The sequence below is a fragment of the Paraburkholderia phenoliruptrix genome (genome assembly GCF_019511605.1).
Lineage (GTDB): Bacteria > Pseudomonadota > Gammaproteobacteria > Burkholderiales > Burkholderiaceae > Paraburkholderia > Paraburkholderia phenoliruptrix_A.
This window is the reverse complement of the sequence record NZ_JAEUAV010000016.1, coordinates 101,500-113,178: the sequence shown is the minus strand read 5'-3', so window position 1 is coordinate 113,178 and position 11,679 is coordinate 101,500. Positions and strand designations below refer to the sequence as shown.

The 11,679-nt window shown below is 64.3% G+C and carries 10 protein-coding genes; 4 read left to right on the top strand and 6 right to left on the bottom strand.

The genetic code is table 11. The annotated features are described in order from the left end of the window. Window positions 1–49: 49 nt before the first annotated feature. Both JNB89_RS20185 and JNB89_RS20180 read right to left on the bottom strand, forming a co-directional pair. Entirely contained in the window at window positions 50–1,525 is a 1,476-nt protein-coding gene (locus JNB89_RS20185; protein WP_220363384.1) for a DUF1254 domain-containing protein, read from the bottom strand. 456 nt (window positions 1,526–1,981) lie between these two features. Beyond that, the gene (locus tag JNB89_RS20180; protein WP_220363383.1) at window positions 1,982–2,728 is read right to left on the bottom strand and encodes a glucose 1-dehydrogenase; all 747 of its coding nucleotides are present in this window, start codon (window positions 2,726–2,728) and stop codon (window positions 1,982–1,984) included. Window positions 2,729–3,327: 599 nt separating this feature from the next. Here JNB89_RS20180 and JNB89_RS20175 point away from each other — a divergent pair. Further along, entirely contained in the window at window positions 3,328–4,668 is a 1,341-nt protein-coding gene (locus JNB89_RS20175) for a TAXI family TRAP transporter solute-binding subunit (protein WP_220363382.1), read from the top strand. A gap of 43 nt (window positions 4,669–4,711) precedes the next feature. Here the strand turns inward: JNB89_RS20175 and JNB89_RS20170 are convergent, their stop codons facing one another. The 3 genes from JNB89_RS20170 to JNB89_RS20160 all read right to left on the bottom strand — a co-directional run bounded on the left by JNB89_RS20170 (window position 4,712) and on the right by JNB89_RS20160 (window position 6,634). After that, window positions 4,712–5,653 (bottom strand): ProQ/FinO family protein, encoded by a 942-nt coding sequence (locus JNB89_RS20170; protein ID WP_220363381.1) that lies wholly within the window; start codon window positions 5,651–5,653, stop codon window positions 4,712–4,714. 335 nt (window positions 5,654–5,988) lie between these two features. Further along, window positions 5,989–6,372 (bottom strand): hypothetical protein, encoded by a 384-nt coding sequence (locus tag JNB89_RS20165; RefSeq protein ID WP_220363380.1) that lies wholly within the window; start codon window positions 6,370–6,372, stop codon window positions 5,989–5,991. A 58-nt stretch (window positions 6,373–6,430) separates the two neighbouring features. Further along, a complete protein-coding gene (locus JNB89_RS20160) occupies window positions 6,431–6,634 on the bottom strand; it encodes a cold-shock protein (protein ID WP_013339388.1) in 204 nt (67 codons plus the stop codon). 306 nt (window positions 6,635–6,940) lie between these two features. Here JNB89_RS20160 and JNB89_RS20155 point away from each other — a divergent pair, with 306 nt between their 5' ends. After that, complete coding sequence (locus JNB89_RS20155) at window positions 6,941–8,386, top strand: NAD-dependent succinate-semialdehyde dehydrogenase (protein ID WP_013339389.1); 1,446 nt, start codon at window positions 6,941–6,943, stop codon at window positions 8,384–8,386. Between the two features lie 130 nt (window positions 8,387–8,516). Here JNB89_RS20155 and kdgT read toward each other — a convergent pair whose 3' ends face one another. Beyond that, window positions 8,517–9,533 carry a 2-keto-3-deoxygluconate transporter gene (gene kdgT / locus JNB89_RS20150; protein WP_220363379.1) on the bottom strand — a complete coding sequence of 339 codons (1,017 nt, stop codon included), beginning with the start codon at window positions 9,531–9,533 and terminating at the stop codon, window positions 8,517–8,519. Window positions 9,534–9,846: 313 nt separating this feature from the next. On the opposite strand from kdgT, the gene kduI reads away from it, so the two are divergent. Together kduI and kduD are read left to right on the top strand one after the other, a co-directional pair. Beyond that, window positions 9,847–10,683, top strand: coding sequence for a 5-dehydro-4-deoxy-D-glucuronate isomerase (gene kduI / locus JNB89_RS20145; RefSeq protein ID WP_220363405.1), 837 nt, complete (start codon window positions 9,847–9,849; stop codon window positions 10,681–10,683). 139 nt (window positions 10,684–10,822) lie between these two features. Next, a complete protein-coding gene (kduD, locus tag JNB89_RS20140) occupies window positions 10,823–11,623 on the top strand; it encodes a 2-dehydro-3-deoxy-D-gluconate 5-dehydrogenase KduD (protein ID WP_220363378.1) in 801 nt (266 codons plus the stop codon). Window positions 11,624–11,679 lie beyond the last annotated feature (56 nt).

Sequence of the window (11,679 nt, the reverse complement as noted above, 5' to 3'; positions counted from 1 at the left end):
GTGAACGTGGCGACACCGCAGACCTACGACGGCGCTCGACCGAGTGCGATTACCGGGCAAGCAATACGGGTGGCGGAGCCCACGAGCCGTCGACAATTCCGGTCTTGGGCCAATACGCTCGCAGATATAGCGAGAACGGTGCGCCGGCCGGTGCCGGGAGCCAGTTCGTCTCGCGGTCGGCACCGGGTGAATCGGCCTGCACATAGAGGGTCAACGAACCGTCTGCATTGAACTTCAGGTTGCGGTTCTTGGTGCCTAGCGAGTAACGCTTGAGGCGGTTCGGCACAAAGAAATGAGCGTCGTCGTACAGGGTCAACGACCAGAAGCCGTCGACGGGCGGCGTCTGCCCTTTTGGGAACGTGACCACATAGCGATTCGCGCCCGAGAGCCGCTGGCCGTTGGCATCCAGGTCCTGGTACAGGTACTTGGTCTCGGTCGGCGCATTGACGAGTATGTTCGACTTGGCCACCGCCGTGCGAGTGAAATAGTCCGTGCCGAACGAGGCGTTGTTCGCGGTCGAGCTCCAGTGATTGCCCGCTGGCCTGCCCCAGTTGCGGAACTGCAGGAGCGGGTCGATGAGTTCATGCTCCGTTTTGACGGCCTCGTCAATCATCGCGCGCTTGAGCGCAGGATCGTCTTTCGCTGCGGCCAGTACTGCATTGATCTGCGCGTAGCGCGCTTCTTCGCCCGGCAAGGGTGGCGAGTCCTTCAACACGAGGGGCAATTCGTCGAAGAATTTCTCGGGCAAGACCCATTTCGTCTCGCAGGAGCTGTCGTCTCCGGTGGGCGACTTGAGCGCCGGTAGCTGGCTCCAGTCACTCCGCTTCAGCTTGCCGTCGAATTCCGACAACGGGTAGATGTCGATGCCGGCAAGCGCAGGCTGAATGGCGACGCGGTCTTCCGCAGTGTCGTCCATGAACACCCGCGGCACGACGAAGGCCGTATTGGTGCTGGAGCGGAATACTCTCGTGATGCCGGCCGGAACCTTGCCGTTCCAGTCTGGGCCGACCAGCAGATAGAAACCCGGCCGCGTGCCGTACATTGATCCTAACTGCGCGAAGCTGTCGGTTCGCGTATTCACGATCTGATAAACCCAGAAGCGCGTTCCAAAGTCAGGCACCTGCACGACGACGGGCGTTTCGTCCAACGCTGCAATACCCGCGCCGTAAGCAACGTCCTGATTAGGACAGGCAACCCAGCGCTGCTCCGGCTGAATGTAGTCGTGCAACATGGCAAGCCGGTTCAGCGGCGCGAAGGGAAGCGTGCCGTTCATCAAGCCGACTTTGGGCGCCTGCTTGAACGCGAGCCGGCGGTTGTAGATGTTGACCATCGGCCACGCCCAGAAGTATGTGTCACGCGCAACCATCCGGGCGTAGCTCTCGGTGATCCGGACACTCGCATCGGGACCGCCCGGCATCGCTTCATTCCAGCCGGGCGACGGCGCAACGGCACCGGCATGCGCCACGCTGCCAACGGTCAGCAATGCGGAAACGGCGGCAACAATGAGTTTCTTCTTGGCGTTCACAATCGCTCCCTTCTCCAGAAAGAGCCGCATGGGCCCGGTTGGTGCGCCCAACCAGAAAGCGTAATTGGCAGACTCGTTGCCCATCGTCTAGCGGACGATGTTCAAAACGCCAGCCATTACCCCGCAGCGGATCACGCCCCATGTCTCGATAGCAATTCGTGCCAGGCAGTACGGCGAACGTCACGATACTCACTTGGGCGGGCAATTTGCCCCCCTCTTTTCAGGGGGAGATAGCGGCGCGAACATTGTGAGCGATCGTGTCGGGCGCGCGGACAGTCATCGGATCAAAAGCATGCCGGGATGGAGTTGTTCCTAGCGTTTCAATGACATCCGAGCTTGTTGTCGTTAGCTTAGTCGTGTGGTCCCTCACCTTCCAAGCGAACCCACGAAAAAAAGCGGCGCCCAAAGGCGCCGCTCGCATCGACTTCATGGCTCTTGTCAAAGAGCGACCACTTGTTATCGCGCCCCGCCGCTCGCGATCAGACTCTCACCGGTCAACCAGCGAGCGTCGTCGGACGCGAGGAAGGTCACCACGTCGGCGATATCGTCAGGCTGACCGATGCGGCCGAGCGGTGTCGTGCTAAGCGCCCATGCTTCGAGGTCCGAACCGATAATGCCCGCGCTATGCGTGCCTTCGGTCGCGACCATGCCCGGGTTCACCGAGTTCACACGGATCTTGCGCGGCCCGAGTTCCTTCGCGAGCACGCCGGTAATGCCGTCCACCGCGCCCTTGGTCGCCGTGTAGACCGCGCTGCCCGGCGGCGTGATGCGGCTCACCACGGAGCTCACGTTGACGATGCTCGCGCCTTCGCCGAGATGCTTGACCGCTGCCTGCGTGACGAGCAGCAAACCGAGCACGTTCACATTGAAGTGCTTATGGAAGTGCTCTTCGGTGATGTCGTCGATCGGCGAGAATTCGTATACGCCCGAATTGTTGACGAGGATATCGAGGCGGCCATACGTTTCCACCGCGGCGTCGATAATGCCTTTCGCATCCGCGGCTTTCGATACGTCGCCCGCCACCGCCACCGCCTTGCCGCCTGCAGCGCTGATCGCAGCGACCACCTCGTCGGCGCCCGCACGGCTCGACGCATAGTTCACCACCACCGACGCGCCTTGCGCAGCCAACGCCTTCGCGATTGCCGCGCCGATACCTTTCGATGCACCCGTTACAACTGCAACTTTACCTGTGAGCTTGCTCATGAGCTGTGTCCTTGAATGGGTTAGCGCCGGCATGCTGCCGCGCAGATTCGCGGCATTCATGCTGCTTCAGCGGGACGCTGCGGCGCTGGCACTGGTGACACTCTATGCATCGCCGCCATGCGGATAAAGCGGCTGCAGGCGAATAGATACGTCGCGGGAGCCGAACAATCCGCAAACCCGATTAAAGACGGTTGGGGAGACCGGTGTGGGCCGGTGTCGGGACCGGTGTCGGACCGGTGCAGGACCGGTCGGGCGGCACCGTGGCCGCACGCTGCGCGGCGCATTCAACGGCTGCGCTCGAGCGCAATATGCACGGCGATGCTGAGCAACACCGCCAACGCACCCAAAGTATCCAATGCGGCAGACAACACGATCGTCTCCTTCGTAGCGCAGGCTACTCATGCATCAGGAACGATTGCCTGGCTCTTCGATTAAAGATCTTTTGCGACGAATCGGCAACTGCCCATGCCGCAATTCAGGGCCGACGTACCGCGAGGACAACCGGCGACCACTCACCCCGTCAATAGAGCAAACTGCCGACGACAACTTCGTCCGCCGAGGTGGACAATGGCTGATCCCGGCCACCGCACGGAATGCCTATGAAAGCGCAGCGTCCGCGTCGTTCTCCGCAGTTCCCTCGCGATTTGCTCCATGCCGAATGGCGCGATCACATGTTGCCTTATGCTGTCGTCGCCACCGTGGCTGCACTGGTCGTCACGCTCATCGTGTGGCTCGTCGACCCGGCACCGCCGAAAACCATCACGTTGAGCGCGGGCCCGCACGACAGCTCGTTTGCCGTGGCCGCCAATCAGTACAAGAAAATTCTCGCGCAAAACGGCATCACGCTGAACGTGCTCGAATCAGACGGCTCGGTACAGAACCTGCAGCGGCTGCTCGATCCGAAGCAGCGCGTCGACCTCGCGCTGGTGCAAGGCGGGGTGGCAAGCGGACGCGATACATCGTCGCTGATGTCGCTCGGCAGCGTGTTCTATGTGCCTGTCGTGGTGTTTTACCGCGGCACCGGCGTGACCCAGCTGTCCGGGCTCGAAGGCAAACGGATCGCGGTGGGCCGCGAAGGCAGCGGCACACGGCTGCTCGCGCTGCAATTGCTCGATGCGAATGGCATCCTGCGCGGCGGCGAGACGACATTCGTGCCGAGCGACGGCCTGCAGGCGGCCACGCAACTGGTCACAGGCGAAGTGGACGCGGCCATTCTGAGCGGCGACTCCGCGACCCGCGCGCTGATGCTGCGGCTGCTGCGGGTGCCCGGCATTTCGGCAATCAGTTTTGACGAAGCCGCCGCTTATACGCGGCTCTTTCCTTATCTGGATCAGATCGATCTGCCGCCCGGCGTGCTCGATTTGCGGCACAAGATCCCGCCTGACACGGTGCACCTGATCAGCCCGACGGTCGAACTCGTCGCACGCACCGATCTGCACCCGGCTATTTCGGATCTGCTGATCGAGGCGGCGCAGGAAGTGCACGGCAGGCCAGGCCTGTTGCAGCGCGCCGGACAATTCCCTAGTCCGATCGCGCACGAGTATCAGATCAGTGAAGATGCGCAGCGCTACTACCGCACCGGCAAGAGCTTTCTTTACCGGACGCTGCCGTTCTGGCTAGCGAGCATCGGCGACCGCACGCTCGTGCTGCTATTGCCGGTGGCCGTGCTGCTCTTTCCGGCGATGCGGCTGATCCCGGCGCTGTACCGTTGGCGTGTGCGTTCGCGTATCTATCGCTATTACGGGTCGCTGATTGCGATCGAGCGCGGCGCGCTCGCGCAAACCACCGGCGAAGAGCGCGCGCGGCTCTTCGCACAACTGGATCAGATCGAGGAATCGCTGAATCGGCTGCGCATGCCGCTCGCTTATGCCGACGCGTTCTACGTGTTGCGCGAACACGTCGGCTTCGTGCGCAGCCGGCTTGGCGCGGGTATGCGCTAAGAAGCGGCCACCGAACGTTTCAGGCGGCCGGCACGAGGCCAACTCAGGCTTGCGGAGTGGCGGGCGCCGTCTCGGAGAGGTTGGCGGATTGCGCAGCAGCATTGTCGTCAATCGACGACTGCTCGGCTCCCGTTTGCGGCTTGCCGTCTTCGCCTGACTGCGCGACGGGCTGCGCAAGCGGTTGTGAAGCGGTTTGCGTAGCGGCCTGTGCATCTGCCTGCGCATCTGCCCGCGCATCTGCCCGTGAAGCGGCTTGCGTCGCGTGTTCCGACGAGTCTTGCGAAGCAGCTTGCGTGGCGTGCTGCGCAGCGTCTTGCGACACGTTCTGCGCGTCCGCCGGCGTTGCCTTCTGCTCATCCGCCGATGCAGCCGCTGCGGCGGCCTTCGCGCTTTTCGCGGCGCGATGTGCCAGCAGGCGCTGCGCGCCCGCCGCTTCCTGAGCCGTGACCTTGCCGGCCTCGGCTCCGTTCAGGTCGACGCGCACAGCGCCTTCCGCGAGAGCCTTCCAGTAGCGGCCGCCGCGGCACCAGGTCTTGATCGCGTCGCGCAACTCGGCTTCGGTCAGCGACAGTTCCTTCGCATGCACGACCAGGTCTTCGAAAATACCGACCTTCAGCGGCAACTTCGGCGCCGGATTTTTCGGGAACGCATTCGGAAAGCGCTTTTGCAGACGCCCAATGGACTTGACCACCGGATCGACCGGCCGTGCGTCCGCTGCGGGCGCCGCAGCCGGGGCCCCACGGCGCGGCTGCGACGGCTTGCCGGCAGGCCGCGCGCTCGCCTTGCCACCGGAGCCCGTGCCCGCACCCTTGCGAGGCGGGGACGACTTCGCAGCCGGCCTGCCGTCGCTTCGGGCGTCGCGCCTTGCCTCCGACCTGGCCTCGGGCCTCGCGCCGGATTTGCCGTCGCCCTTGGCGGCGGGCTCAGACTGCGCACGTGCCGCGGCCAGTTGCTTCTTCAGTTCAGCGAGTTGTTCGAAACCCATAGCGCACAACCAATCGAGAAAGACGAGATTGTAGCAGCGCACGGTAAGACATTCGTGACGGCATTGCAACGCGGCGCGGGCCGCGGCAGCACCTGGCGCAGCGGCGCGAGAACACGCGCGGCGTTTGCGCGCAGCGGCGCTGCATGTTGGGCGCTCGGATTGCACGCTGCGTGTTGCACGCTGCATGTTGCGCGCTCGCGTTGCGTTGCATGTTGTGCGGTGCGTGCGAGTCGTTGCCCGGGAGACGTTGCATTTGAAACGCACGGAAAGTCGTAGCTGCGCTCAATGCTCACAGCCGCCTGCAACTTTCTGCGTCCCGACAGACGACAAGCGTCTCAGTGCGCCACGACATGTCGCGCCCACTCGAGCCAGCCGAGATTCAGCGCGGCATTCACCGCGACGCCGAGCGCCGACGCAATCGCCGCGATCATCGTCCAGAAAGCGGAGCGGCGGGCGGCGCTCGCCGAGGTATGCGCGGCGTCGGCCGCCTCGCGCGACGCGCTTGCGGCCGCCTGCGCGACGTGCGACGAAGACTCCATCTGCGCGAGCGACTTCAGCGCGAAGCCGCGCTCTTCGCGCGCTCGCGCCTCTTCTTTCTCGAACAGATAGCGATGACAGAACGGCGTCAGCGGCGCGTCGGGACGGTGGGCGGCAAAGTACCTTGCATAGGCTTCGCCACCGTTGGCTTCGATTTCCTGATAGGCCGATTGCCTGTTCATACGAGCCCCTCGCCTGCGCGCCGCGCGGCGCGACAAAGCCGCGGCCGCTCGGCCTGTGCTAAATGGGCTTGATGTCCGCTGCCTGTTTTCCTTTCGGCCCCTGCTTCACTTCGAAGCTCACTTTCTGATTTTCCTGCAGCGATTTGAAACCCTCGGCGCGGATTTCCGAGAAATGGGCGAACAGGTCTTCACCCCCGTCGTCGGGTGTGATGAAGCCGAAGCCCTTCGCGTCGTTAAACCACTTCACTGTACCGGTAGGCATGTCGATTCCTCATGTGCATCGGGTTGACTGGGACTGCCGCTCGACTGTACGCCTCTTCAGGCGACGGCGCTTCGCCCGGCCCGCCATGCGCTAATCCTTGTCTTCGTCGTGCAGGCCGGCGCGGCAGCCCCGAAAACAGGTGTCGCAAGATGCGTGCCGCGCCTTCGCCGACGGTGCGGCCGCCGGTGCGTTTGGGCGCAATCAGATAAGATGTTTCCTTATCGGCAGTCCATTCTCGGCCACGCGCGCCCTGCCTCGTCTCGAGGCGCCGCGCAGGCTGTCGTTTTCCCATTTACAGGAACAAGCATGGCAATTTCGAGCTATACCGATACCCGACTTCTCATCAACGGCGAGTGGTGCGATGCCGCGAGCGGCAAGACCATCGACGTTCTCAACCCCGCTACCGGCCAGGTGATCGGCACGGTGGCCCACGCCGGCATCGCCGATCTGGACCGCGCTCTCGAGGCAGCGCAGCGCGGCTTCGAAGCGTGGCGCAAGGTGCCGGCGCACGAGCGCGCCGCGGTCATGCGCAAGGCCGCCGCGCTGGTGCGCGAACGCGCCTCCGACATCGGCCGCCTGATGACGCAGGAACAGGGCAAGCCGTTTGCCGAAGCGAAGATCGAAGTGCTGGCCGCGGCAGACATCATCGAATGGTTCGCCGACGAAGGCCGCCGCCTGTATGGGCGCGTGGTGCCGTCGCGCAATCTGGCGGCGCAGCAGCTCGTGCTGAAGGAGCCGATCGGCCCGGTCGCCGCCTTCACGCCGTGGAACTTCCCCGTCAATCAGATCGTGCGCAAGCTGAGCGCGGCGCTCGCGAGCGGCTGCTCGTTCCTCGTCAAGGCGCCCGAGGAAACCCCGGCGTCGCCGGCGGGCCTGCTGCAGGCTTTCGTCGAAGCGGGCGTGCCGGCGGGCACCGTCGGCCTCGTGTTCGGCGATCCGGCGGAAATTTCGGGCTACCTGATTCCGCATCCGGTGATCCGCAAGGTCACGTTCACCGGCTCCACGCCGGTCGGCAAGCAACTCGCCGCGCTGGCCGGCGCGCACATGAAGCGCGCAACGATGGAACTGGGCGGCCACGCGCCCGTGATCGTCGCTGACGACGCGGACGTCGCGCTCGCCGTCAAGGCAGCGGGCGGCGCGAAGTTCCGCAACGCGGGCCAGGTGTGCATTTCGCCCACGCGCTTTCTCGTGCACAACAGCATTCGCGAAGAGTTCGCCGCGGCGCTCGTCAAGCACGCCGAGAGCCTGAAGCTCGGCGACGGTCTCGCCGAAGGCACGACGCTCGGGCCGCTCGCGAACGCGCGCCGTCTGACGGCCATGAGCAAGGTGCTCGAAGACGCGCGCAAGACCGGCGCAAAGGTCGAGACGGGCGGCGAGCGCGTCGGCTCCGAAGGCAACTTCTTCGCGCCGACAGTGCTCACCAACGTGTCGCTCGAAGCGGACGTGTTCAACAACGAGCCGTTCGGGCCGATTGCCGCAATCCGCGGTTTCGACAAGCTGGAGGAAGCGATTGCGGAGGCCAACCGCCTGCCGTTCGGTCTTGCCGGCTACGCGTTCACGAAGTCGTTCAGCAATGTGCATCTGCTGTCGCAACAGCTCGAAGTCGGCATGCTGTGGATCAACCAGCCCGCCACGCCGACGCCCGAAATGCCGTTCGGCGGTGTGAAGGATTCGGGCTATGGTTCGGAAGGCGGACCGGAAGCAATGGAAGCGTATCTGGTCACGAAGGCCGTGACGGTGATGTCGTCCTGATGCATAGAGGCGCGCTCAGGCAGGCGCCTGAGCGTGGCACGCGTTGCACGTCGAGGTCCGCGAGTTCCGGCTCGCGGACTTTTTTTTATGTCGCCCGTTCGCAATTGTTCAGTAGCCCTCAGCAGCAACCTCACACGTGCGCATCGCTTTCCTTCAGCGGCACTGCGGCCGGGGTCGCCATGGCTTCGCGCAGCGAGCCGCTCGCCTGAAAGCGGCGCACCCATAGCGCGGTCAGCATAGGCACCAGAATCGCGGTCACGAGACAGGCGGTCGCAACCATCGCGGTGGCGGCCGGCACGAGCGGCTTGAAGCTCGGAATCATCTCGCCGATGATCGCGGGGTTGGCCACGGCCGCGCCCGCCGTCGACGAAGCGGCAAGACCCGCCGCCCCATTGCCGCCTGCAATCCAGCGGTCGGCGAGAATCAGCGGAATGCCGGTCACGACAATGACCGCGAGGCCGAGCACCACGCCCGCCATGCCGCTCTTCGCGATCACCCCCAGGTCGATGCCGTTGCCGAGCGCAAAGCCGAAAAACGGAATCAGCGGATGCACGCAGCGGCCGAAGAAGTCGCGCAGCTCGCCATCGAGATTGCCGAGCGCGAAGCCGACCATAAACGGCAGCACCGCGCCGACAAAAAGCCGCGGCTCGAAGAACGCCACGCCCGCCGCGCCCAGAATGATCATGCTGACGAGCGGCCCGGACTCGACCGACATCAGCACGAATGCGCCGGCCTCCTCTTTGGTGCCGTACTGCTGCATGACTGCCGCGTACAGCCCGCCGTTAGTCATGTCCATCGACGTGGTGATCGCGAGCACCGATAGCCCGGCGAACAGCCCCGCCTTGACGCCGTCCACCGGAATGAAGTGCGACGCGACCAGGGTGGCGATCCACGCGACCAGTGTCTTCGTGACGAGCAGCGTGCCGGACTTGCGCAGCACGGTGCCGGTAGCGCGCAGGTCGATTGTCGCGCCCATGCAGAAGAACCAGACTGCGAGAATCGGCACCGTGCCGCTGATCAGTCCATTGGTGAACGAGCCGAAATACTTGCCCGCGCCGGGCGCGAACGTGTGAACGCAGGCGCCAAGCAGCAGCGGCACGAGCATCAGGCCGCCAGGAATGCGGTCGATGGCCTTCTTGAGCTTCATTGTCTCCTCCGTGGATGGGGCGTCCGGTTGTCCGTCACGCCGTCTTGCGTCAGCGCCGGTCTCGCGCCGGCTGCTCCCTTTCGGCGCAATATAGCATCGTGAAAGGAACGGCGTTCCGATATTTTGCGTCTTACCCGCTCATCGTTTACCCGGCCATGAGCCCGGCACGCAGCGCTATTGGCCAACCTTCGCATTATTTTCCGGACCACTGTTCCGAAAAATTGAATAACGCGCTACAGTCGAGCCCACAGATTCGCCGCGGCACACCAGCGGCCCAGCGCCATCGACAGGAGACGACACCATGGCAGCTACCCTGCAAGTGAGGCAGGCCATCAACAGCGAATACGCGAAGACGCTCGACACCGCCGGACTGCGCAAGGAGTTTCTGGTCGAACAGGTGTTCGAGCGCGACGCGCTGCAGCTCACCTACAGCCACATCGACCGCATCATCGTGGGCGGCGTGTGGCCGGCCACGCGCGCAGTCGAAGTGCCCGGCTCGCTCGGCAAGTCGATCGGCGTCAACTTCCTGCTGGAACGGCGCGAACTGGGCGCGATCAACATTGGCGGCGACGGCTGGGTCGACGTGGACGGCACGCGCTACGCGGTGCGCAACGAGGAAGCGATCTACATTGGCCGCGGCGCGCAAGCGGTGGCGTTCGGCAGTGAGGACGCCGCGCGGCCGGCCAGGTTTTACCTGAACTGCGCACCCGCGCACGAGTCGCACCCGACCCGCACGATCTCGCTTGCCGAGGCATCGCCGCAAACGCTCGGCGATCCTGCCACGAGCAACCGCCGCACGATCTACAAGTTCATCGTGCCCGAGGTGCTGCCCACTTGCCAGTTGTCGATGGGCATGACCAAGCTCGAACCCGGTAGCCTGTGGAACACCATGCCCTGCCATACGCACGAGCGGCGCATGGAGGTGTATTTCTATTTCAATGTCGCCGACGACGCCGCGGTCTTTCACATGATGGGCGAGCCGCATGAGACGCGGCACATCCTCGTGCACAACGAGCAGGCCGTGATCTCGCCGAGCTGGTCGATTCATTCGGGTGTCGGCACGCGGGCTTATACGTTCATCTGGGGCATGGTCGGCGAAAACCAGGTGTTCAGCGACATGGACCACATCGCGGTGCGCGATTTGCGCTGAACGCTTGATCGCTTGAATGCCTGAACGGCAAGCATCGAGCGTTGGTTCGCAGGTTTGCGCAAAGGACCAGACGGCCGGCATGGGCGGCTGCGCTGCCAACGGGCGCCAGCGGCGCCGCGCCTGCAAAAAAACACACGACATGGACTTCGACATTGTGAACACCTCTGCCTTGAACCGCCCTGCGCCCCATCCGTTCGATCTCAGCGGCAAGGTCGCCATCGTCACGGGCAGCAATACAGGCCTTGGCGCCGCGATGGCGCTCGCACTGGCCGAGGCCGGCTGCGACATCGTTGGGGTGTCGCGTGCCGAGGCCGGGGAAACGCCCGCGCGCATCGCAGCCGCCGGGCGCAGATTCGCGGACGTGCGCGCCGACCTTGCGTCGATCGCACCGGTGGACGACATCGTGCGTGCGGCGGTCGAAGCCTTTGGGCGCGTCGACGTGCTCGTCAACAACGCGGGCATCATCCGCCGCGAAGACGCACTGGAATTCACCGAGAGCGACTGGGACGCCGTCATCGACCTGAATCTGAAGAGCCTGTTCTTTCTCGCGCAGGCGGCCGCGAAGCAATTCGTGCGGCAGCAAAGCGGCGGCAAGATCATCAATATTGCGTCGATGCTTTCGTTCCAGGGCGGCATTCGCGTCGCCTCCTACACCGCGTCGAAAAGCGGCGTGCTCGGCCTCACGCGCCTGCTGGCTAACGAATGGGCCGCAGAGCGCATCAACGTGAACGCCATCGCGCCGGGCTACATGGCCACGGCGAACACGGCGGCGTTGCGCAAAGACGCGCAGCGCAACGACGAAATTCTTAGCCGAATTCCCGCCGGCCGCTGGGGCATGCCGGACGATCTGGCGGGGCCGGTGGTTTTTCTCGCCTCGTCAGCGTCGGACTACGTGCATGGGCATACACTGGCAGTAGACGGCGGATGGCTCGCGCGCTGACTCGGCAGAACACGCAAGACGCGGTATGCTCCCGGCGTCCGCGAGGAAGCGACAGA